Annotated in this window: 18 protein-coding genes, 2 pseudogenes and 2 riboswitches; of the genes and pseudogenes, 12 read left to right on the forward strand and 8 right to left on the reverse strand. The window is 38.0% G+C overall.

Annotation, left to right across the window (positions count from 1 at the left end; all coding sequences use genetic code 11):
• Position 1 precedes the first annotated feature (1 nt).
• Positions 2 to 1,306, forward strand: coding sequence for an S-layer homology domain-containing protein (locus TSYNT_RS00630; protein WP_059031247.1), 1,305 nt, complete (start codon positions 2 to 4; stop codon positions 1,304 to 1,306).
• Complete coding sequence (locus tag TSYNT_RS00635; RefSeq protein WP_059031249.1) at positions 1,296 to 4,283, forward strand: hypothetical protein; 2,988 nt, start codon at positions 1,296 to 1,298, stop codon at positions 4,281 to 4,283. Before TSYNT_RS00630 ends, TSYNT_RS00635 begins: the two co-directional genes overlap by 11 nt.
• Positions 4,284 to 4,555: 272 nt before the next feature.
• Here the strand turns inward: TSYNT_RS00635 and TSYNT_RS00640 are convergent, their stop codons facing one another.
• Together TSYNT_RS00640 and TSYNT_RS12090 are read right to left on the reverse strand one after the other, a co-directional pair.
• On the reverse strand, positions 4,556 to 5,146 hold the full coding sequence (locus tag TSYNT_RS00640; RefSeq protein WP_238142603.1) for a tyrosine-type recombinase/integrase: 591 nt from the start codon (positions 5,144 to 5,146) through the stop codon (positions 4,556 to 4,558).
• Positions 5,147 to 5,164: 18 nt separating this feature from the next.
• A pseudogene (locus tag TSYNT_RS12090) lies at positions 5,165 to 5,410 on the reverse strand (site-specific integrase); the annotation flags it as partial.
• Between the two features lie 217 nt (positions 5,411 to 5,627).
• On the opposite strand from TSYNT_RS12090, the gene TSYNT_RS00645 reads away from it, so the two are divergent.
• The 7 genes from TSYNT_RS00645 to TSYNT_RS00675 all read left to right on the forward strand — a co-directional run bounded on the left by TSYNT_RS00645 (position 5,628) and on the right by TSYNT_RS00675 (position 14,206).
• Positions 5,628 to 5,918 (forward strand): hypothetical protein, encoded by a 291-nt coding sequence (locus tag TSYNT_RS00645; RefSeq protein WP_059031253.1) that lies wholly within the window; start codon positions 5,628 to 5,630, stop codon positions 5,916 to 5,918.
• 1,239 nt (positions 5,919 to 7,157) lie between these two features.
• Positions 7,158 to 7,466 carry a hypothetical protein gene (locus tag TSYNT_RS00650; protein ID WP_059031255.1) on the forward strand — a complete coding sequence of 103 codons (309 nt, stop codon included), beginning with the start codon at positions 7,158 to 7,160 and terminating at the stop codon, positions 7,464 to 7,466.
• A gap of 72 nt (positions 7,467 to 7,538) precedes the next feature.
• On the forward strand, positions 7,539 to 9,263 hold the full coding sequence (locus tag TSYNT_RS00655) for a recombinase family protein (RefSeq protein WP_059031257.1): 1,725 nt from the start codon (positions 7,539 to 7,541) through the stop codon (positions 9,261 to 9,263).
• Positions 9,229 to 10,029, forward strand: coding sequence for a M20 metallopeptidase family protein (locus TSYNT_RS00660; RefSeq protein WP_238142604.1), 801 nt, complete (start codon positions 9,229 to 9,231; stop codon positions 10,027 to 10,029). The genes TSYNT_RS00655 and TSYNT_RS00660 overlap by 35 nt, the downstream gene beginning before the upstream one ends.
• Before the next feature lie 33 nt (positions 10,030 to 10,062).
• A complete protein-coding gene (hflX, locus tag TSYNT_RS00665) occupies positions 10,063 to 11,304 on the forward strand; it encodes a GTPase HflX (protein WP_059031258.1) in 1,242 nt (413 codons plus the stop codon).
• A 101-nt stretch (positions 11,305 to 11,405) separates the two neighbouring features.
• A riboswitch (cobalamin riboswitch) is annotated at positions 11,406 to 11,583 on the forward strand.
• A gap of 104 nt (positions 11,584 to 11,687) precedes the next feature.
• Positions 11,688 to 13,523 carry a ribonucleoside triphosphate reductase gene (locus TSYNT_RS00670; RefSeq protein WP_059031260.1) on the forward strand — a complete coding sequence of 612 codons (1,836 nt, stop codon included), beginning with the start codon at positions 11,688 to 11,690 and terminating at the stop codon, positions 13,521 to 13,523.
• On the forward strand, positions 13,517 to 14,206 hold the full coding sequence (locus tag TSYNT_RS00675) for an anaerobic ribonucleoside-triphosphate reductase activating protein (RefSeq protein ID WP_059031262.1): 690 nt from the start codon (positions 13,517 to 13,519) through the stop codon (positions 14,204 to 14,206). Before TSYNT_RS00670 ends, TSYNT_RS00675 begins: the two co-directional genes overlap by 7 nt.
• A gap of 30 nt (positions 14,207 to 14,236) precedes the next feature.
• On the opposite strand, the gene TSYNT_RS00680 is transcribed toward TSYNT_RS00675, so the two are convergent.
• Entirely contained in the window at positions 14,237 to 14,563 is a 327-nt protein-coding gene (locus TSYNT_RS00680) for a hypothetical protein (RefSeq protein ID WP_059031264.1), read from the reverse strand.
• Positions 14,550 to 15,962 (reverse strand): [FeFe] hydrogenase H-cluster radical SAM maturase HydG, encoded by a 1,413-nt coding sequence (gene hydG, locus TSYNT_RS00685; protein WP_059031265.1) that lies wholly within the window; start codon positions 15,960 to 15,962, stop codon positions 14,550 to 14,552. Before hydG ends, TSYNT_RS00680 begins: the two co-directional genes overlap by 14 nt.
• Before the next feature lie 622 nt (positions 15,963 to 16,584).
• Between hydG and TSYNT_RS00690 the strand changes: the two genes are divergently transcribed.
• Positions 16,585 to 17,277, forward strand: a complete 693-nt coding sequence (locus TSYNT_RS00690) for an HAD family hydrolase (protein ID WP_059031266.1) — start codon at positions 16,585 to 16,587, stop codon at positions 17,275 to 17,277.
• Between the two features lie 19 nt (positions 17,278 to 17,296).
• Here the strand turns inward: TSYNT_RS00690 and TSYNT_RS00695 are convergent, their stop codons facing one another.
• Positions 17,297 to 17,878, reverse strand: a complete 582-nt coding sequence (locus TSYNT_RS00695; RefSeq protein WP_059031267.1) for an HD domain-containing protein — start codon at positions 17,876 to 17,878, stop codon at positions 17,297 to 17,299.
• Between the two features lie 168 nt (positions 17,879 to 18,046).
• Here TSYNT_RS00695 and TSYNT_RS00700 point away from each other — a divergent pair, with 168 nt between their 5' ends.
• Together TSYNT_RS00700 and TSYNT_RS00705 are read left to right on the forward strand one after the other, a co-directional pair.
• Positions 18,047 to 18,889 (forward strand): DegV family protein, encoded by an 843-nt coding sequence (locus TSYNT_RS00700; protein WP_059031268.1) that lies wholly within the window; start codon positions 18,047 to 18,049, stop codon positions 18,887 to 18,889.
• Positions 18,890 to 18,958: 69 nt separating this feature from the next.
• Positions 18,959 to 20,077, forward strand: a complete 1,119-nt coding sequence (locus TSYNT_RS00705) for a hypothetical protein (protein WP_059031269.1) — start codon at positions 18,959 to 18,961, stop codon at positions 20,075 to 20,077.
• Between the two features lie 80 nt (positions 20,078 to 20,157).
• On the opposite strand, the gene TSYNT_RS00710 is transcribed toward TSYNT_RS00705, so the two are convergent.
• The 3 genes and pseudogenes from TSYNT_RS00710 to TSYNT_RS11925 all read right to left on the reverse strand — a co-directional run.
• Positions 20,158 to 20,898: a hypothetical protein gene (locus TSYNT_RS00710; protein ID WP_059031270.1), complete on the reverse strand. Its 741-nt coding sequence runs from the start codon at positions 20,896 to 20,898 to the stop codon at positions 20,158 to 20,160.
• Between the two features lie 4 nt (positions 20,899 to 20,902).
• Positions 20,903 to 21,403: an ECF transporter S component gene (locus TSYNT_RS00715; protein WP_059031271.1), complete on the reverse strand. Its 501-nt coding sequence runs from the start codon at positions 21,401 to 21,403 to the stop codon at positions 20,903 to 20,905.
• A gap of 115 nt (positions 21,404 to 21,518) precedes the next feature.
• Positions 21,519 to 21,694: riboswitch (cobalamin riboswitch) on the reverse strand.
• A gap of 148 nt (positions 21,695 to 21,842) precedes the next feature.
• Positions 21,843 to 22,051: pseudogene (locus tag TSYNT_RS11925) on the reverse strand (ISLre2-like element ISTxy1 family transposase); the annotation flags it as partial.

A 22,051-nucleotide genomic window follows, 5' to 3' on the forward strand; every position in this document is an offset into this window, starting at 1 on the left:
TATGGATAAAAAGTTTTTAACTTTTAAGAAAATTGTTATACCGTTTTTAACAGCAATTATGCTTTTAATGCAGGTCAATATGGCATTTGCAGCGGATGTAAAGAACGTTTCGCAAGTAGCAGATAGCAAAATAGTTGTTGTAAGTCAAGTGGGTGGAGTCCTTGAAGAAGCGATGAAGAAAGGATTGGAACAACAAGCTAAATATGATGAGAAGTATTATGCAAAATTAGCGGAAGCTAAAGCGAAAGAGGTAGACTACAATTTCAACGATGTCCACCTAAACGATTGGTTTTATTACGATGTAATGAAAGCGCGTGAATTGGGTCTTATTGCCGGTGTTGGAAATAACCTCTATGCTCCAAATAAGACAATCACTTATGCAGAATTCATCACTATTTTGGTGAGAGTGTTACATGTGGATGTAAGTAAATACGAAAAAGGCAAGCATTGGGCATCGCAAAATATCGAAGCGGCTAAGGACTTAGGCATTATTCAGGGGTTCGAAATCCTTAATATTGATGCGGGAATACCGAGAGAAGATATGGCGAAGTTCGTTTGCAGGGCTTTAGGTTTACAGCCTGTTAATGATGGTGAGGTCATCTTTGCTGATGTCGGGAAAAATGTAAGTGTAGAGGACAGAGCATATGTAAATACAGCGTTTAAGGAGTACCTGATTGAAGGTATAGGGCGTAGCAAACAAGGAGAGCGTTTATTTGGATATGGTCAAACCGTTAATCGTGCACAGCTGGCAACAATGGCTTTAAGGATTAAGGCTTATAAAGAGGATAAAGAAGCCTACAAACAGGAAAGAGCCGCATTAAGACAGCAGGAAGAGCTTATAGCCAAGGCCAATTTGACTTGGGAAGAGCTCGGCAAAAAGGGAGGTATAGTTAGCGAGAGTCAATTGACGCCTGAAATTATCGAGAAGATAAAGAGTATACCGACAGCTGATTATAGCGGGGTGCCTCATAAGATAGGGGACAATGATTTCTTTGAGTGGGGTAATCCTCCTGGAGATAAGGAAAATAGCGATTGGATTGGAGCTATTAAGCGGGCTTTTCCTGGTAAGACGGTTGTAACTTGTAAGGAGTTATGCTTTGGAGATGCGTCTAATTATACGTATTATTACAGAGTGATAGTTGACGGTAAGCAGTTATGGAGGGTAGATGTCGGTTATGGAACCAATGGAAAGCCAGACGTAGGTGAAGGCTTATTTGAGGACGACAATATCTTTGATAATAAGTACGACCCTTACGGTTACGATATGATATGGCCAAAAGAGGGGGTTTATAGGTATGAAAAATAAAATCATTGCATTGGCAGTGATGGTAGCATTTGTATTTTCCATTTTACCAGTAAAATACGTTTATGCGGCTAACAAGCCGCTATTTCCATTTAATGTGGGAGAAATAACAGTTAATTGTCGTGGGCAAAGACCTATTAATGATGAGGATAGACCTGTAATTAGGAGAGATGAGAACGGTAGATTAACACGATTAACACTTTGCGAACAATCCACCTATCAAGATAAACTACCCAATCATTATTATTACCGAACAGTCGGCTATATTATGGCGTTATTAAAAGAACCAAACGTAAAAGATGAAAGTATAATCACATCCAGCTATTACGATAACAATACTTTACGTTTAGAAGAAAATAGAAGGATGCGCGAGTTAATCAAAGAAACACCAGGATATGACTTTGGAAAACCTTATGTAACGTCTTATACCTTTTCACGTCAATTTTTTGACAATCTTTCTGGTAAAGACGTCGTAGACAAGGCAGATTGGCTTTTAAGGATAGGTTTAGTACAGTTTTATAAGACCGACAGTGAAGGTAATGAAGGGCCAGCATTGGGAAGTATGTATGCAGTTCATGAGGATATATTCAAAGACGTTACTCTTGCAATGCAGGACATGATAGCATATGGATTTGTCGTAGATGGTGCCTTTTATCCTTATATTGATGATTTTGTGACAAGAACCAAATATATCAATTTACACACAGGTGAAGAACTTCCAGTTTTTAAGTTTAAGCAGGTCGACATAGTAGAAGATGAAGAAGGCAATATAGTAGATGTAAATATAAGTGATGCAGAATTAAAAGACAATAAAATTTTAATAAAGCCTTATGAAGGGGCCACAATGAAGGAATGGGTCCTTGTAAAAAATCCACCAGAGCCTATAAGTAACAATATCACCTGGAAAGACGCATCAAATTTACCTGGAAAAGTCCAAGCAGGAGGCCCAAAGGAAACACCTGAGATTACGTATTTAGCGAGTCATACAGTGTTTGTGAGATATACTTTAGGAGATAATGACGTAGACCAGCCAGGAGGTCAAATTGGCGGCTCCGAACAAGACATAAAAGGCGATTTAGTTTTATCGGAGAAGCGTATAACGAAGGTGTTCAACCTATCTCAGTTGGGACCCTTACCTAACCTGAAATTCACTTACCCAACGGCGGGCGAGCATATGCATATAGACGCTGATGGAAATGTATACTATGTTGAGCGCAGTAAACCTATAGATAACATATATAAATACATTATAGAGCATAGCAATAACTTGAACAATTTGGCAGTAGCGATAAAAGGGGACAGGTTCACCACAAGGTTTAACGGCACAAACATTAAAGCAGGCACGGCTAAATGGTCTGGAGGTTCAGATACCGTAACGCCAAACCTATATTTCATGGTGTGGCGTGGAAAGGACATGCCTACACTAGCATCCTATAAAGAGCCTGCAAATCATCCATTATTAGCTTTAGGATTAAAGCGAGGGCACGTGCCTCAGAATGATAGGAACTCAGCCGGCGGGTATCAAGACAGCTTAACATCGGACTCAAATCCTTTGGTGTTGGATAAGTCAAGCAATGGGGATTACAGCACAACATTTGCATGCTTGCAGTGTGGAAACAGTAAAACACAGACACATAGTATAAGGAATAAAGCAGCATATAAGGCAACCATAGGCGTTCAGTCATTCATAGGAAGTCCGAATACAGGTAACGCTGTACCTGCAGACAGCACAGGTGGGTTTACTGCACGTGGTGTAACCTTCAACAAGGCAGCTGGGTTCGCGATACCTCATAGCACAATGATTAAATTCTATCCGTATGTACAGATGGGATATGACATCTTCAATGAGTCCGGAGACAATGCAGGTTATACTACAATGGGAGTAAACGTGCTAGCACAGCATGTATCAGCCATAAAAGTTAACGATTACGTTGAGGTAGGTTGGTATAACCCAAATCCTTCAACGAGTTTAATAATCAATTCCAATCAGTGGTCAACTTATGTAAGAGCTGTCGAGGCATTTGGTAAAAACAGCGTTTTACCCGGTGGAGCCTTATATAGCTTAACAACAGGCAATAGCCCAACTAAAGTTGGCATTAGAACATGGCAGGTATACGTGCCCGATGACTTAAGGCAATATTTGGTAGAAGGACGGGAGTTTAGTTATGACAGAGCATTAAAGGCAGACAATGACTTTGCGGCTCAAGTGAAGAACACGTTAGATACATTGGATGTAGTTCAATACGTAAGTAACAATCCGAAAGCAGATAACGCTTTCGGAGGAGTAGAGATATTAGCAAAAGGCGGACAAAATGTTTACGGGAACACCACTTCAAGTTATGACAAGTACTGGCTGAAACGTGGAACACCTCAAAACAGTAATTATGCCAATGAAGCCGATTTAGATGTGCTGGATGAGGATAAGGCGGTTACGTATTACAGAGTTAGGGCGGATGTTAACGGTAATGTTTATATAGAGAAAAGCACTAATGGAAGTAGCTGGACGACATTAGATAAATTGAGCAAGACTGAAGGAGTTGGCGCATTGACAAACGCAGAAGCTAAAGGTTTAGATGAAAGAACCAAAATAATAACCAATTTCGTTCTTGCGTTAGACAGGAATAAAGGCAATGACCCATCAGTTTCAAATGGGCCAGGCTGGTACAACGAGGCATGGGATGGTATCTACGTTATGAGAGTAGACCGGGTATTCACAATAGGCTTTGGGTCACCGAAGGTAAGGAGCGTAGCACTTGACCCGAAATTGACACCACCTTCAGCAAGTATGGGTGATATATTTACACGGTATTACCTGAGCCAATTCAAGGTTAACGAGAAGTCTTATATCAGGGCAAACAAACCGAACGGATATGTCGGGACGTTTAATGGTAGAGACGTGATACTGCCGAATATGGATTACATGTTTGTAAGTCGTAAGTTTTATATACCAAATGCGAACGTCATGGACCAAAAATACTAACTGTCGTTAAAAAATGTATGAAATACAGTTATCAGATAGAAAAACCACCACGTCTAAAGGGCGTGGTGGTTTTTCTATTGATAAGCGTTTGTGAATTTTTAAGTGAAATTTTTAAGAAAAAATTTTGAGTTCTACGTTAACGATTTTTGGCTGTACATTAGCATTTTTTCAACTAGTACATTGGGTATAGTTTTCAGCATTACTGACTATTCTTTTCTGAAACAGGTCAATTAAAGAATCCAAGTTAAAATATTTTTAACGTAAGAAAATAGTTAAAGCAGTTCCATTTTTGCCTTCAATTCTTGCAATGAGGTTTTTATATAAATTTGAGTCGTGGTTATTCTGGAATGACCAGCAAGGGCAGCCACTTCAACTATGTTAAAGCCTTTCTCTAGAGCGTTTTTACAAAAATAATGACGTAATTGGTGTGGGCTCACAGGTTCGATTTTAGCCAAGTGGCAGTAGTGTTTTATCATCTTAAATACGGTAGACCTATTTAATTTTCCTCGCTCGCCTATAAACAGATAGTCTAAATCGCTGTATTTGTATCTTGGTCTGGTAGAGAGCCAGTTATTTAAAGCTTCTTTAACGGTGTTATTTAGTGGAATAGCTCTTTGCTTGTGGCCTTTGCCGAATCGGATGATTAGAGTGTCTTTGATAATATCATTAAGTCTCAAGTTTACAAGTTCCGAGGTACGGATTCCAGTGTAGGCTAACGTATAAAAAATAGCAATATCCCTTGAGATTCCAAAATGGGCAATAGCTTCCTCAAGTCGGCGGAAGCTTTTAGTATCAAGTTTACAAGGCGAAATAACAGATTCCTGGACTTTAATAAAAAAGTCGTCGCTAACTGGATTAGACATTAAAATTCCTTTTTCAATAAGAAAATTACAGTAGGATTTGATAGCTGACAGGTAATTGTTAATGGTTTTTGCATTTAATTTTTTAATTGTCATTAGATAGCTTTTGAAATTACGTATGTGCAAAGGTAGAATCTTATTGTCGAAATCACGACCATATGTCTGGACATACCATTGGATAAAAGCCTCAATTTTTTGAGCGTATAAATTAATAGTACTTTGAGAGTAGGGAGAATTTTTCAAACTGAAAATATACTGGTTAAGAATTTTTGGTCACCTCCATTTTGATTTTGTTGCCAATTCTATCACATCTTTTGTTGCGAGTAAAGGGGTTTTTATTGATTTTTACCGCATTTTTTGAGAAAATACGAAACAAAATTATTATTTTGTTGCGTATTCAAGGAAAAAGTTTTGTGTTATAATACCCAAGGGTTACTAGTTAAAAAAGAGTGAGGGCTGATAAAGTTTGGGGGAGGTGTTGAATGTGAGTAAAGTTTTAGCAAAATTAACAGTCACGAAAGATACAGGTGAGCTTTATGCTAACTGCAAATGGGTAAAGGAATATATCAATAAAAAAGGTCATTTAAATCGTTCTGATGTCATGATTATTAAATCAAACATAGAAAATGAAATGATGATAGCATTTCCAATATCTTTAAAGCTTTATCCAATTATTGTGAACAAGGATATTGCTAGGAGTTTTACCGATATTTTGATAAAGGATAAAGACAATGATAGTTTCGAGATAGACATAATTTCAAAGGCTAAGCATTAAAATCTGTAAGGACTTATAGTTTTTACGGATTTTATTTTGCCTTTGAGACATAAATCTAATGCTTTATGACTTAAAATTATAAAATTTTTATCTTGCTCTCAATTTGTGTGTGATATTTTTCTTAGAGATGAGGCTAAACAAAACGAGAGGTGGATTTTTTGAGCTAAAAAAGTGTGGAAAACTGGGGTTTTCCGAAAAACAAAAGGATAGGAGTAGGAAGGTCAGCAAAGGGTTAATGGTTTATGAGGGCAGTTTTTGAAATGTAAAGGTTCTTTTGACCTAGGAGCCTCAGGCGACATAGATTGAATATGGTATCTGTACCTAAATAGAAAAAGTCTTTAAGCGTTAAATATTGTAGTGGTCTTGAAAATAGAGAATGTACATAAGTTAAGGTTGGTGGTGAAAATAGTTTTGATGGTGTCTTTTCAAGGGTAAAAATAGGTTCGGTTTTTACATTGAGTTGCTAATTGAACATTAAAAAACATTGTACGACTCTAAAAAGTAGGGGGTAAAAATAGTTTCAATAGCTACTTTTAGAGGGTAAAAATAGGTTTGAATTCGACTTTGTATGATTTTTGGTCCAAATGTAAAATTTTCAAGGCCTGCAAGGTCCAAAGGACGTTTATTTTGGTTTTGAATAAACTTGAAAGCAGGTTAAAAAGGAAATTTTATAGGTCTTTTCCATGACTGGTAAGGAGGTCTTGAGGCCTTATAGTTTGCGCTCATAGAATGAGATTGAGATAAAAAGATAAAGTTCAGCAGCAGTATATTTACATGTTTGATTTTGATGTTTTCCCTCAGTGAAGGACCTTTGGCTGTGGTGTGGACTTAAAAATTATGTGAGTCATGGTTTTTTCTTCGGTTGTCAAAAAGACGAGATAAAAGTAATAGTTTTTATGGCTTTTATACAACATGTTATTAACTGGGGATATTTTGTAAAAGAAATTCTGTGGTGAGAAATTCTCAGCATTGGCTGCACAAGTTGAGAATTTAAAAGATACGTTAGCTCTTCATAGAAGGGCTTTTTATTTTGTGGTACGTTTGCTTTTTATAAAGCACGTTATTTTTTTAGTAAAGTACCTTTGCTTTTTGGTTGGGTACGTTTGATTTTGAGAAAGGAAGTTTGTTTCTGATTATAGACGTTCCCTTAAGATGAGGGGACGTTTTCTTTTTGAGGCCTGTACCGTAATTAAGTACGTGTCTGTATTAGCCTAAAAAAGAGCAAGGAGGAAATCGAAAATGAAAAAAGTACAGGCCTCAGAGAAAGCTAATACAGCATATTGGACAGGTGCGCCTAATAAAAATATTGTAGGAGTACCTGGAGGTATTTACATGGAAGACATAATTATAGATGGGTGTGTTTATAGGTTGATTATAGAAGATGGCGTGCCTACATTGCTAAGATTTAATGAGCAGTACGGTGTTTGGGTAAAACTAAAATTTAAGGGCTCCAAAAAAGATTTCAATCTTGAGGATTACATCATAAACATTCTAAAGAATGAGTACTTGAGAAGGGTAAAAGCCGAATTAAGCAACCGGGGTTTTTAACTCCGGTTGTTTTTTAAGTTGTAAGCGTTATAATTTAAGTTAGTTAAATTAATGAAAATAGGAGGCATCATAATGGAAAAAAAGAGAGTCGTATGCTTATATAGAGTATCTACGAAGATGCAGGTAGACCCGACTGGCGATATATCAATGCAGGAAAAAGCTTGCAGAGAATTTATAGCTCAAAGACCTGATTGGGAGTTTTTATACGATTATAGTGAGAAAGGAATATCTGGTTTTACTAAATCAGTTGATGAAAGAGAAATTTTACAGAAAATAAAAGAAGATGCATATAATAAAAAATTTGATGTTCTGTTAGTATTTATGTTTGACCGAATAGGCAGGAGAGAAATAGAAACTCTTTTGTTCGTAGAAGAGCTGACAAAGCTTGGCATAGAGATTTGGTCGGCACAAGAAAAAGAACAATTAGATTTAATGAATCCCGAAGCGAGGTTGATTAGTTTTATCAAATATTGGAAGGCAGGTAGCGAAAGCAGTCAAACCTCAATGAGAGTGGCCGAAAAACATAGGCAGATGACTTTAGAAGGTCTATATCGGGGCGGGGAACCGCCTTATGGTTATAGGCTTGTGGATTCAGGTATTGTAAATAAAAAAGGTAAACTTATAAAGAAATTAGCAATTAACGAAAAAGAAGTTGAGGTCGTTAAATTAATTTATGATTTAGCTTTAAACTATGGAATGGGTGGGCATAGAATAGCAAAGTATTTGAATGAACACGGGATAAAACCTAGAAAGGGAGACGAGTGGAATTCAGCAGTAATTAATTATATGCTTAGGAATCCAATTTATAAAGGCCACCTAACCTCTGGAAAAACAAAAAGAAAAGGAAGTAAGCATCGCAGGGTAAGTCCAAAGGAATGGGTTTTATCTGAAAAACCTTTGGAAGAGCTTATAATAATTCCTGAAGACATTTGGAATCAGGTGCAGCTCGTGAGAAATTCAAGGACTCCAGAAAAATATAGATTAGACAATTTAGATTATAGCCAATACCCTCTGCAAACAAAGAGCCCATTATTGTTTACAGGATTTATATATTGTGGGAGCTGTGGCTCAAAATTATCAACGGGGTATGTTAAGCATGAATGGACCACGAAGGATGGAAAGACTCATAAAAAATCACGGAACGTTTACAAATGTATAAGAAAGACGTCGGGCGGTACCAAATGTACCGGTAGGAGCATCTATTATCCGGAGATGATTGAGGAGCCAGTAATGGATGAGATTTACAAGTACCTGGATACTTTGAAGGACTTAGATTTGTCCCAGGAGATTGATAGGATTTCCAAGCAAAACTTACAAAGTAGCGAAAAACGCATCAAAGAGTTAAAAGAGACAATTGCGAAGAACGAAAAGTACCTCGCAGTGTTGAAAGAGGAGGTACCAAAAAGCATTCTTGGGGAGAGCCAATTTTCGCCAGAAATACTTAATGAGTCCATTCGAGATACGGCTGATAAACTTGAAAAAGCATATAAAGAACTTGAGGAGGCTCAGAAAGAATATGAAAGATACAAATTAGAACTGGACGACATAATAAAAATGCAGAAAACAGTACCTTACTGGCGGGAGGAGCTCGAGAAGGCTCCAACCGAAGTTAAAAAGATGATTTTAAGTGAAATAATAGACAAGGTTGTTGTTTACAGCAATAAAGGAGAAAAAAATTGCTCAATAGAAATAGAATTGAACATAGAAATTGAGGCGTTTTTAAGACTCGCTGATGGAAGGAATAGAGAACCAAACGATTTACATGAGCAAAATATACTCAAACGTCGAAACTCTTGAAGGTGCAAAAGCCTTAATTAGAGATGGCATTCTCGAAAATCCAAAAGTAGATGCAGCAATGGCTGCCCATGTAATACCACTTCTGCCAACTGGATTTATAGGATATAACAAGGGTGTGGTTGCCGCATCTGCCGACTACTTTATAATTACGCTTAAAGGACTTGGCAGCCATGGGGCATGCCCGCAGCTTTCTGTTGACCCCATTAACATGGGTGTTCATCTGCACTTGGCACTGCAAGAGATTATAAGCCGCGAGGTAAATCCGGAGGAAATGGTGGTTCTGACCGTTGGAAAATTCCAGTCCGGCTCAGCAGGTAATGTAATTCCGGAAAAGGCTGTTTTAGAAGGAACTTTGCGGACATTTAATGAAGAAACAAGGAAGTTTGTTCTCAAAAGAATAGATGAAGTTACAAATGGAGTAGTTTCAACATTTCGTGGAAATGCAGATATTAATTACAAAGGTTCGGTATCGTCTCTTAAAGTGGATCCTGAAATGGCAGACATAATCGGCCAAGCCCTAAAAGAACTGCTGGGTGAAAAAAACGTGGCTCAGACAGAGGAGAGAATGACCGGATCTGAAGATTTTGCCGAAATTGCAGCCAAAGTTCCGTCGATGTTCTTCGTAATAGGGACAGGGAGTCCGGAAGAAGGATATCGCTACGGAGGCCATCATCCAAAAGTCGTATTTAATGAAGACTGCCTTCCCATAGGAGCCGCAGCTTATGCCCATGGTGCGGCTAAATGGTTGGAAAGGGTGAGACAGTAAAGCCGTATGTAATAATATATAAGAGGTGTTGTAATGATTTCAACTGAAAACAAAAGCACAAAAGCCCTGCTTTTAGGCATGTTGAATGATATATCCGATGAGGACTCCTTTAAAGAACTGAAACTTTTAGCAGAGACAGCGGGAGTCGAAGTGGTTGGAGAAGCAGTACAAAAAAGAAATAAAATTGATCCTGCATATTACGTGGGAAAAGGCAAGGCTGAAGAAGTGGCGCAAGCAGTAAAAACCCTTGGAGCAAATGCTGTTATTTGCGATGATGAGCTTTCGCCTGTCCAAATCAGAAATTTGGAAGATCTTACAGGTGTCCAGATAATTGACAGAACAATGCTCATACTTGATATTTTTGCTCAAAGAGCTAAGACTTCTGAAGGTAAAATACAAGTGGAGCTTGCTCAACTTCAATATATGATGCCTCGGCTTACCGGGAAAGGGATAGAACTTTCTCAGGAAGGCGGCGGAATTGGAACTCGGGGACCCGGCGAAACTAAGCTGGAAACCGACAGGCGGCATATTCGCCGTAGAATTCACCATTTAAAAGAAGAACTGGAAGACATACAAAAAAGCCGCAAAATTATTACTCAGTCTCGTGCCTATCCGGTAATAAGCCTTATAGGTTACACGAATGCAGGGAAATCTACTTTAATGAATGCCCTGACGAATGCCGGCGTAAAGACTGGCGATAGGCTTTTCGAGACTCTCGATACTACAACTCGAGGCCTTATTCTACCAGATGGGCGAAAAGTTCTCTTATCAGATACGGTTGGCTTTATAAGGAAACTTCCTCATCAATTAGTAGATGCTTTTCGCGCAACTTTGGAAGAAGTAAAAGAAGCAGATCTTTTAATTCATGTGGCAGATGGGTCAAGCCCCACCGTTGAAGAAGATATTGCAGTGGTGAACTCAGTATTAAAAGAACTTGGCATAGAAAAAACACCTATAATAATTGCAATAAACAAAATAGATATAACGGGAGATACAGCTATTTTTATCGAGGGATACAATAAAGACAGCACTATAGGAATTTCAGCGCTTACCGGCAAAAACCTCGATAAACTTTTAGATGCCATATGCCGCATGCTGCCTTCCAATCGTCGCAAAGCCGAGCTTTTAATACCTTATGACAATGCTTCGGCATTAAATGAGATACACCAAAACAGCGCAATCAGCGAGACCGAATATCTAGACGAGGGTGTAAAAATTAAAGGCGAAATCGATATTGCTAAATTAAAAAAATATGAAAAGTATATTATAGGTTAAAGAAGTTTAGAATATACCGGATAAACTCCTTTCATAATCACAGGAGAGAATTGACACAATATATAGTATGAGATAAAATCAGAATGTCTATATGTTGATAATTAAATATTTTATGCACAGGTGCCGATTAGTTTTGGCTAAAAAGGGAAGCAGGTGTAAATCCTGCACGGTCCCGCCGCTGTAATGGGAAGATACTGTAAATTTGCCACTGAGTTTTTTGGGAAGGCTACAGTATCCATGAACCTAAGTCAGAAGACCTGCCTGTGCTAAACACCTTACTCTACGGTCGATAGGGGGCAGGATATGAAAATTATATTCTATGTTTTTTTATAACCTCTTGACTGCTTGCCAAGAGGATTAATTTTTTTTATGGAGGCATATCTATGATTACTCAAATGGTAAAATGCGATGAAGATAATGCGCTTATCAAAACTACAGTTGAGATGTTTTCGAATTACCTGGACAATCGGGACTGGCATGTAGAGGAAAATGCCAATACAGGGAAAAGCGTCAATGGCCTTAATAATTATGTGCGAGAGACTTTTACAAAAAAATACTGGCTATATAAGATATATCCATCAAATATAAGATGTGCCCATGAATCAGGCGATATACATATTCACGATCTGGGTTTTTTTGGCCCTTACTGTGCCGGCTGGGATTTGAGGCAACTTTTAATGGAAGGCTTTGGAGGTGTCGAAGAAAAGATAGAAAGCCGCCCTGCAAAGCATCTTCGCTCATTTCTTGGTCAAATTGTAAATTCTACGTTCACAACTCAGGGCGAAGCGGCAGGCGCGCAAGCGTGGTCCAGTTTTGATACATATTGCGCTCCCTTTATCCGATATGACGGACTTTCATACGCACAGGTCAAGCAATGTCTCCAGGAATTTATCTTTAATATAAATGTTCCTACACGAGTCGGCTTTCAATGTCCGTTCTCGAATCTTACTTTTGATATCAAGGTACCAAATGGACTAAAAAATTATCCGGTAATTATCGGAGGAGAGCCTATAACAGAGGTATACGGCGATTTCCAAGAAGAAATGGATATTTTCAACAGAGCTTTTTGCGAAGTGATGTTAGAAGGTGATGCAAAAGGCAGAGTATTTACATTTCCTATTCCTACCGTCAATATTACCAAAGACTTTGAATGGGACAATCCGGTAGTTGATGATTTTATGAGAATTACTTGCAAATATGGCATACCTTATTTTGCGAATTTCATAAATTCTGATCTTTCGCCGGAAGATGCTATATCCATGTGCTGCAGATTGAGAATTGACACTTCGGAAATAAGAAAAAGAGGCGGCGGCCTTTTTGGCAGCAACCCCATGACCGGTTCCATTGGTGTTGTTACAATAAATCTGCCTAGAATAGGTTATCTTTCAAGAACAAAAGATGAGTTTTTTAAGCGATTAGAAGAAATGACAGAATTAGCCAAGGCTTCCTTAGAAATAAAACGAAAAGTTATCGAAGAACAATCTGAAGCTAACTTATATCCTTATTCTACACATTACCTGCGAAATATAAAAGAAAGAACAGGTGAATATTGGCACAACCATTTTAGCACTATAGGAATTATTGGAATGAACGAGGCACTGGAAAATTTTGTAGGTGCCGGTATAACTGCTAAGGGTGGGCTGCAGTTTGCATTGGAAGTTATGCATTTCTTGCGGAAAAAACTGCTGGAATTTCAAAAAGAAACCGGTCATTTTTACAACCTTGAAGCAACACCGGCTGAAGGAGCATCCTACCGCCTGGCAATGCTTGACTTGAAAAAATATCCTTTTATTACAACAGCAGGAGAAGATGCACCTTATTATACAAATTCAACTCAGCTGCCGGCGGATTACACTGATGACATTTTTGAAGTAATGGAACTGCAAGAAGAACTTCAATCATTATATACCGGCGGCACTGTCTGCCATATTTACTTAGGTGAATGCATAGAGGACATATCAGTATGCAAAAACATCATACGTAAGATTTTTACCAACTATAAGATACCTTATATATCCATAACTCCAACTTTTAGCATTTGTCCGGATCATGGGTATCTTTCCGGGGAACAGACAAAATGCCCAAAATGCGGTAAAGAAACTGAGGTATGGACGAGAGTCACCGGGTATCTAAGACCTGTAAAAAATTTTAATAAAGGTAAAAAGGAAGAGTACGCTAATCGCAAGATGTTTAAAATCAAGGAAAATCAATTATGCTAATAGGTGGATTGCATAAGTGTTCGACGGTAGATTATCCCGGCTTACTCTCGACTGTAATATTTACGTCAGGATGTAACATGAACTGCATTTATTGTCACAACTGGCAGCTTATTTCAAATGGTTCTGATTTGCTATGCGAAGAAGAAATAATACAGTTTCTTGAGAAAAGGCGAGGATTAATAGATGGGGTAGTTTTAAGCGGCGGCGAACCTACACTGCAAGAAGATCTTCTATATTTCGCAAGAAAAATCAAGGATTTGGGCTTCAAGCTAAAGTTAGATACAAATGGTACAAGGCCTGAAGTGTTAGAACCGCTTATTAAAAACAATCTTCTTGATTTTATAGCTATGGATATCAAAGCTTCACCCCAAAAGTATCCAATGATATGCAAAAGCTCGGTATCGATAAATGCTATTTCAAAAAGCATACAACTAATTGAGCGCAGCGGCATAGATTATGAATTTAGAACTACAACCTGGCCGGGACTTTTTAAGGACGACTATATTAATATTTTAAAATGGATTTATAAGGCGAAGACATATACAATCCAGTGCTGTAGAACAAGTGATAACATCCCCATGCAAAACGATTGTTTTAAGGATGTAAAAGACATCTCATCTTTTGAGGTTATAGCAAAAGAATATGTTGAAAATTTTAAAGTCAGGGGTTTCTACGTAAATTAGAAACCCCTGACTTTCCTGTAACATGGTTATTTATTTCTGGATATTAGTGATTATCCTAAATAGGTCTATCAAAACTGCCTTCTCATCTTCATGCGCAAAAGAAAAGTTTTGTAAAAACGCCGCATAACCGTCCTGATATTCTATTCTCTGAGGCTGGATAAATGAATCAGTGCCTGCTCCGGCAAGAAAGCACCATCTCTTACCGAAGCTTTTTGCAAACCATAACTTAGTATCAGGATAGAATTCTGTAATAATTTTGGCCGACTTTTCAAGAGCTGCCTTCAAGTTTTCGCAACGAAAAGATTCTGAAATACAAGATGAAACCATTTCTTTAAATTCATTGCTAAACATAAACATCACGTTGACCTTGCTCGATAAGCTTTAGTTTATCTTCAACGTATTTTCTTCTTTCGGGGCTTTCCTTTTCAAAAGCTTCAAGCTGCTTTTGAATTGCAGCCTCGCCCACCTTACGTGTTTCTTCGGAGGCATAGTCTAAAAGATATTCCTTGAAAGTTAGCACGGCATTTGGCATGCAGTAATTATGAACAAAACCGGGTTTAGCAAGGGACATAAAGTGATCGCCGGTTCTGCCTGCTCTATACCCTGCTGTACAGAAGGACGGAATGCATCCAAAACTGCAAATTTCCCGGACAACTTCATCAAGTGATCTTATATCGCCTAAATGGAACTGTTCTTTCTCAGGGATATAGCCTTTTGCAGCTTCGGCATACCCGCCAATACCTATTCTTGAGCCTGCATCAATCTGTGAAACACCAAGAGGTATAACCTGCCGCCTTACTTCCGGACTTTCCCTGGCAGTCAAAATCATTCCGGTATACGGCACTGAAAGCCTGATTATAGCTACGAGTTTCTTAAAGTCATCATCAGATACTTTATATTTTGTCTCCTGAATAAACGGTGTATCAATAGCCGGCTCTAGTCTCGGGAATGAAATAGTGTGGGGACCTATGCCGCCAAAAGTTTTTTCAAGATGAATGGTGTGATACAGAAGACCCATTACTTCAAACTTCCAATCATACAAGCCGAAAAGCGCTCCGATTCCCACATCATCTATACCTGCTTCAAGGGCTCTGTCAAGTCCGTATAGCCGCCACTGATAGTCGCTCTTCATGTCTCCTTTTGGATGTATTTTAGCATATGTTTCATGATGGTAAGTTTCCTGAAAAATCTGAAATGTACCGATTCCGGCCTCTTTAAGTTTTCTATAACCTTCCACATCCATGGGGGCAGCATTTATATTTACCCTACGGATTTCTCCGTTTCCTGTTTTTGTTTCATATGTTGTCTTAATGGTTTCCACTATAAAGTCCGCATCATACATGGGATGTTCGCCATAGACTAAAATGAGCCTTTTTTGACCGCTGTTTTCAAGAGCTATAACTTCGTCTCTTAATTCTTCCATTGTCAAGGTTTTTCTTACAATAGATTTGTTATCGCGCCTAAAGCCGCAATATAGGCAATTGTTAATGCAATTGTTGCCGATATATAGCGGTGCAAAGAATACTATTCGGTTGCCATAGACATCTTCTTTTATCTGTCTTGCCAGCGAAAACATTTCTTCAAGCAAGTCTTCATCATTAATTTGAAGAAGTTTTGCCGTCTCTGCCGGCTCCAGACGATTTTTCTCCTTTGATTTTGCGAAAATCTCCCGAATTTCTGACTTTTCGGCACCCTTTCCCTTTTCCAAAAGGTCCATAATTTCTTCATCATTAATAAAATCTTGTGTTTTGGACATCAAAAAAACCTCCTAATTTTAAAAATTATTTTCGGAGGCTAAAAGCACCTGATAGATTTTAACCTCCTCAACCCCGGAACGCATCCAAGATCTTAGAATATAACGTAAAGCACCTGAAGGTCAGTAACTACTTTCCTTTCGGTGTATTGAACTTTCTTGTACATTTTATCACTATCTTTGCAAATTTACAATAAGTAAGCGGAGTTTTTCTTAAATAAGCTAATTGTACCTTAAAATAAAAAATTCTTAATAAGCCTCAACTGATAACAGCTTCTAATCATCATTTTGAATGAATTGAAGCGGAATGAAGAATCTTAAAGTCTTTTCTGGCGATAATTAGATTTTGATGGTAATATGATAATAGAAAGGTTTGTTTATAAAGCATAATAGGAGTCAAGCGTGTGCGAAATAGAAAGATACTTATCGCTTTTAATTTTGGTTATAGTAGTATCTATATAGCAAGCAAATAGTCTTGGCTAAAAATCTAATTGAAAACTTCAAAGTCCATTTTGACATATTTTAACGGACAGTATACTTGACTTAGAATGATTTTACTGCTAAAGTAGGGTTCGGGTTCTGTTTATTTATTTGAAGTAGATTGAGGATGGTGGATTAGTATATTATGAAAAAGTTTTCGCTAGTTATCTTTGATATGGACGGGCTGATGTTTGATACGGAAAAGCTTTCCCTGCATGCATGGGAAAAAGCCGGCAAAGAACTAGGCTACAATATTGATGAAAATATAATTGCAGGCGCAAGAGGCTTAAATTCCCAAGATACTGTGCCTTATTTTCAAAAGTATTTTGGCAAGTCATTTCCTTATTCCGCAGTTCGCAAAATACATTCGGCATATTTTGAAGAATATATACAAAAACACGGGATACCTGTAAAAAAGGGTCTCTATGAATTAATAGATTTTCTTGAAACTGAATCAATACCGAAAGCTGTAGCAACTTCTACAGCTAGAGAAAAAGCTCTAAGATGCTTAGAACTTGGTGGAGTAAAAGACAGATTCGATTTGATAGTATGTGGAGATGAGGTAGCAAGGGGCAAACCTGAGCCGGATATATTTTTAAAGGCAGCTGAGAAATTAAAATGTCCTCCGGAAAACTGTATTGTATTAGAAGATTCCGAAAACGGTTTAAGAGCTGCTTTAAAAGCCGGCATGCTGCCGATATGTGTTCCTGACTTAGCAAAACCTTCTGAAGAAATTCGAAGGCTAATATTTAAAGAGTTTAATTCACTTTACGAAGTTAGAGATTTTTTAGAATCAGAATTAAATTCTTCATTCGGCATAAAAGAGGAGTGGGCATAAACCCACTCTTTAATTTTCCTTAAATTTCGCCCTTTAACCCGATTTCTTCCGCAACCGTCTGCATCCCTTTTATGGTTTCTTCAATTACAAAATCTTTGTCAAGCCCTAAAAGCTCTATACCTTTATCAATTACGTCTCTGTTGACGCCCGCGGCAAAATTTTTCTGGTTCCATTTTTTCTTGACTGATTTTACTTTAAGATCCAATACGCTCTTGCTGGGATGAAGCAAAGCGGTTGCTGTGATAAGACCGGTCAACTCATCAATAGCATACAGTACCTTCTCCATTTTCTCTACGGGTTCTACATCGGAACACAAACCCCACCCATGGCTTTGCACAGCCCTTATATAATCCTCCGGCCAACCTTCTTCAGTAAGTATTTCTCTGACCTTTTGACAGTGCTGGTCAGGGTACATCTCGTAATCTAAATCATGAATAAGTCCAATAATAGCCCATTTTTCTTTATCAGGTTCATCAAATATTTCTGCAAAATGGCGCATGACTGCTTCTACAGCCAAAGCATGGCGAATCAGCGCCTCGTTTGAATTATATTTTTTTAAAAGTTCAAAAGCTTCGTCTCTCGTAGGATTTGATGCACTCATGTCTAATCTTCCTCCATAAAATAATCATTTTACTAAATAGTAAACCTTTTAGGGCTTTTGTGTCAAGGCTTTGAAATTTATAAAGCATACACGACCAAATAAAGGATTTTTGAAATGTTTATCGAAATATACAATACGATCATGACACTTTGAAAATGGAGGATTCAAATGAAGAAAATTGCCTTAGTTACAGACAGCACGGCAGATCTTCCGGAAGAAATTAGAACAGAATATGACATTCATGTTGTGCCGCTTAAAGTGAGGTTTAAGGATAGAGAGTATCTAGATTATGAGATAGCCGGAGATAAATTCTATGAGCTTTTAAACCAGTCAGATGAACTTCCGACCACATCGCAGCCGTCGCCGGAAGATTTTAGAAGACTATATGAAGAATTACTTGAAGAATATGATGAAGTAGTATCGATACACATTTCTTCGGGCTTAAGCGGCACAATAAATGCAGCAAATGTTGCCGCTGAAAAATTTGGCAACAAGGTTCATATCGTGGATTCCAAAACAATTAGTCTTGGAATAGGACTTATGACAATGGAAGCTGCCGAAATAATAAAAACGGGCGTTGATGCGGCTAAAGTTGTTGAAAGACTTTCCGAGGTTAGAAAGAATGTAGAACTTCTTTTTACATTAAATACACTTGAATATCTGCAAAAAGGCGGCAGAATAGGAAGAGTTCAAGGGATAATGGGGACACTTTTAAATATAAAGCCCATCGTAAGAGTAGGAGATGACGGCATATACCAGACTTATAGCAAGGCTAGAAGTCAAGAAAAGGCTCTCAAGACCATCATTCAAGCTTTCGAGGATATGTCCCGGGTAAAAAAATGCAAAATGCTTGTTGTAGCCCACGGAGCAGCTGAAGAAGCAGGACTTTATCTTAAAGGAGCTTTAGAAAGCATCCTAGGGATAAAAGCCAAGATATTTACCCAAGTAGGTCCGATTATAGGGGTTCATACAGGACCAGGCACAGTAGGAGCAGCAGTTCTTTTTGGATAAGCTGCAGCAAGTTTAATAGAAAATTGCAGAAATTTATGATATAATGGTCGCAGACAGGGAGGGAAGGTGATGGATATGGCAGAAAAGGAAATCAACGCCGGCGGAGGAAATGACGAACAAAAAATAAAAGGACCTTTCGAACCTAAAATTTATGAATCCGGCTACTTCCTTCTATCACAACAAATTAACAGTTTAAGAGACAGTGTGGATATAAAGTTTGATTCTACAAGAAAAGAAAATGAGGCAAGATTTAACAAGGTTGACGAGAAGTTTACAGAAGTTCGCAGAGAAATCCGAGCTCTGTCAAACAAAACTGATGCAAGATTTGACAAGGTAGATAAAAGGTTTAATGAAGTTAGCAAAAAGATTGATAACTTAGCTGATAAGACGGAAGTAAAGTTTTCCGAGGCGTACAGTGAAATCAAAGCGCTCTCTGATAAAACAGATACGAAGTTCAACAAAGTAGATGAAAAGTTCAGTGAAGTTAACAAAAAGATAGATATCTCGTCAGACAAAACTGAAGTAAAATTCAATGGAGTTCATGACGATATTAAGGCACTATCTGATAGAACAGATATGAAATTTGGCGAAGTAAACGAAAAGATAGATAGTTTAGCAGACAAAACTGAAGAAAGATTTGATAAAATAGATGAGAAATTCAGTGGAGTTCATAAGGAGATAGAAACCTCATCAGACAAGACAGAAGTAAAATTCGATGGAGTTCATGACGAAATCAAAGCTCTATCCGATAAAACAGATACGAAGTTCAACGAAGTTCATGACGAAATTAAGGCATTATCCGATAGAACAGATATGAGGTTCGATGGAGTTCATAATGAAATTAAAGCTCTATCTGACAAGACAGATATGAGGTTCAATGAAGTCCACGATGAAATCAAGGGTCTATCTGATAAAACAGATATGAGGTTCAATGAAGTCCACGATGAAATCAAGGCTCTATCTGATAAAACAGATACGAGGTTCAATGAAGTTCATGAGGAAATCAAGGTATTATCTGACAAGACAGATACGAAATTCGGCGAAGTAAACAAAAAGATAGATAATTTAGCTGAGAGAACAGAAGTTAAATTCGAAGAAGTTCGCAGAGAAATTGGCGGACTTCAAAAGTGGGCTTTTGGTTTGATAGTAACGGTGGTTCTAGGTTTCATAGCTATTTTCTTTAAATAGTTTAAAAAGTCGGGACAAAACTTGTCCCGACTTCAAAAATCCCTTGTCTACTTTAAATATCGAGGTTCTTATATTGCAATCTATTTGTCGAATTCAGCAAGAAAGAATACTGGTTGTGTGCACGAAATATCAATATTGCCGGCGCATGTCACAAGGACGCAAGTAGCAGGTCCTGCAGTCTTTTTTATATCTACAGGAAGATTCTCTTTCCATTTTAGATTTAATTCAAGGGATGAAGCGAGCATTTCGGCTTCATTTTTTATTCCCTTCGATCCAACCGGAACAATATCGTGAACATTTGGTGCTTCAAGGAGCTTTTTTATAAGAAGCGTTGAAGCAATTTCAGGATCATCTAATAAAACTTCATTTCCTACTTTAGGCTTACCCAGACAATATAGTTTGTCTTTTGGCTGTGTTGCATTTACACGCAGCTCATTCTCTTTGCAAATTCCAACAACAGTTATGCCAAGGCCCGTCTGAGATGTTTCCATATTTTTTTCTGTACTTATTACAATTGGCACATCAAGACATACTTCATCCAGTTCATCTTTAATTCCGGCAAGCATACCCTCTCCTGTAGGATTTGGTTCATTGCAGATTGCAGCGGTTAAAGCTTTTGGGCAGGCTCCCACTGAAAAAGTTTCCATTAGCGCAACTCGACTGGTAAACCTTCCTACTATATACGGAGGAACCTTGACAATATCCAATGATTTTTCACCTACTGCCCCGCAAGAATCGCATGCTACTACAAGGTATATATCCTCTATTAATTTTATAAAACTTACATCCCTATTAGACACATTTAAAATTTTTTTATTCACAGGACTATCTCCCATTAGAAAATCTTGCTTTAGCTGTACTAGAAATAGCTTTATATATAAGTGCAGAAACAATAACATTTGCAGCAGAAGCTACTAAAAGAGGAACTAGCATGGATACAAAAAATGCCATTCCGAATTGAGGAAAAACGATAAATGTGGCAGGTGCCACAACGCCATTTAAAATAGATACTGCAACAACTGCTAAAGGAAGGTTCTTTTTCCCGAGGTAGCCATATATAGCTGCAAATGCCGCCATCTCAAGCGCTACTATTATGTGAATGGGAAATGTCATAGGGAATCCGGCAAAAAGACTTGTAAAAAGGTGGCCCAATGCTGCAGCCAGTGCCCCTAAACCCGGTCCTAGCAAGAGAGCCGCTACAAAACCCGGCGCCGAATCAAAGGCTACCGTTCCTGTAGGACTTGGCACTTTAATCAGTGCGCCAACTGCGCTTAGAGCGATAAACATACCCGTAAGCGCTAATTGTCTGGTCTTTTCTTGTTCCATAAATAATCATCCTTTCATATTTTTTATTTGTTAAATTGCATAAGGTGATTTTGAGAGAAAACAAAAAGTCCACAGTCTAATTTGATATTAGACCGTGGACTTTACCATCATCCCCGGAAAACCGATTCTTAAGGCAGGTCTCCTGGCTGAGGTTCATAGCTGCTTAACCCTTCCCGGCATTATAGCCAGTGGATATTTTAAGAAGCTCCCCTTTACAGTGGCGGGACCGCACCGGATTTGCACCGGACTTCCCTATTCTCCCAAACGGGCACCTTAAGCAATTTTTTACTTTAACTTAATTGTAGGCAATTTTAACAAAAAAGTCAACAAGATAATTTTAAGATGATCGCGTCAAGTAATCTTAGGTTTTTTTGTAAGACCTCTGCCAACCTTATACAGAACAAGCAAAAGAAATTAAATCTGTTTTAACTTATTGATTTTAAATATTGCAGCTTTCAAGAAGAGATTTAATGGCATCTGATGTAAAGCTCTTCTTGTAGTTTAAGATGGGAAGAGATGTGCCACCTGCACGTATCATTGAAGTTGCCTTCTTTAGTTTTTGTTTTTCATAAGAGATAACATCTGGTAAAAGGCTAATTGGTTCTAAAGATTTATAGCGCTCCTTTAATATGGCATCTTTAACAGATA

This window comes from Tepidanaerobacter syntrophicus (assembly GCF_001485475.2).
GTDB lineage: Bacteria > Bacillota > Thermosediminibacteria > Thermosediminibacterales > Tepidanaerobacteraceae > Tepidanaerobacter > Tepidanaerobacter syntrophicus.

What these genes read in the sequence shown, in the direction of transcription:
- TSYNT_RS00630 (WP_059031247.1), top strand. Translation starts at nt 2, where the DNA reads ATGGATAAAAAGTTTTTAACTTTTAAGAAAATTGTTATACCGTTTTTA.
- TSYNT_RS00635 (WP_059031249.1), top strand. Translation starts at nt 1,296, where the DNA reads ATGAAAAATAAAATCATTGCATTGGCAGTGATGGTAGCATTTGTATTT.
- TSYNT_RS00640 (WP_238142603.1), bottom strand. Translation starts at nt 5,146, where the DNA reads ATGTCTAATCCAGTTAGCGACGACTTTTTTATTAAAGTCCAGGAATCT.
- TSYNT_RS00650 (WP_059031255.1), top strand. Translation starts at nt 7,158, where the DNA reads ATGAAAAAAGTACAGGCCTCAGAGAAAGCTAATACAGCATATTGGACA.
- TSYNT_RS00655 (WP_059031257.1), top strand. Translation starts at nt 7,539, where the DNA reads ATGGAAAAAAAGAGAGTCGTATGCTTATATAGAGTATCTACGAAGATG.
- TSYNT_RS00660 (WP_238142604.1), top strand. Translation starts at nt 9,229, where the DNA reads ATGAGCAAAATATACTCAAACGTCGAAACTCTTGAAGGTGCAAAAGCC.
- hflX (WP_059031258.1), top strand. Translation starts at nt 10,063, where the DNA reads ATGATTTCAACTGAAAACAAAAGCACAAAAGCCCTGCTTTTAGGCATG.
- TSYNT_RS00670 (WP_059031260.1), top strand. Translation starts at nt 11,688, where the DNA reads ATGATTACTCAAATGGTAAAATGCGATGAAGATAATGCGCTTATCAAA.
- TSYNT_RS00675 (WP_059031262.1), top strand. Translation starts at nt 13,517, where the DNA reads ATGCTAATAGGTGGATTGCATAAGTGTTCGACGGTAGATTATCCCGGC.
- TSYNT_RS00680 (WP_059031264.1), bottom strand. Translation starts at nt 14,563, where the DNA reads ATGTTTATGTTTAGCAATGAATTTAAAGAAATGGTTTCATCTTGTATT.
- hydG (WP_059031265.1), bottom strand. Translation starts at nt 15,962, where the DNA reads ATGTCCAAAACACAAGATTTTATTAATGATGAAGAAATTATGGACCTT.
- TSYNT_RS00690 (WP_059031266.1), top strand. Translation starts at nt 16,585, where the DNA reads ATGAAAAAGTTTTCGCTAGTTATCTTTGATATGGACGGGCTGATGTTT.
- TSYNT_RS00695 (WP_059031267.1), bottom strand. Translation starts at nt 17,878, where the DNA reads ATGAGTGCATCAAATCCTACGAGAGACGAAGCTTTTGAACTTTTAAAA.
- TSYNT_RS00700 (WP_059031268.1), top strand. Translation starts at nt 18,047, where the DNA reads ATGAAGAAAATTGCCTTAGTTACAGACAGCACGGCAGATCTTCCGGAA.
- TSYNT_RS00705 (WP_059031269.1), top strand. Translation starts at nt 18,959, where the DNA reads ATGGATATGGCAGAAAAGGAAATCAACGCCGGCGGAGGAAATGACGAA.
- TSYNT_RS00715 (WP_059031271.1), bottom strand. Translation starts at nt 21,403, where the DNA reads ATGGAACAAGAAAAGACCAGACAATTAGCGCTTACGGGTATGTTTATC.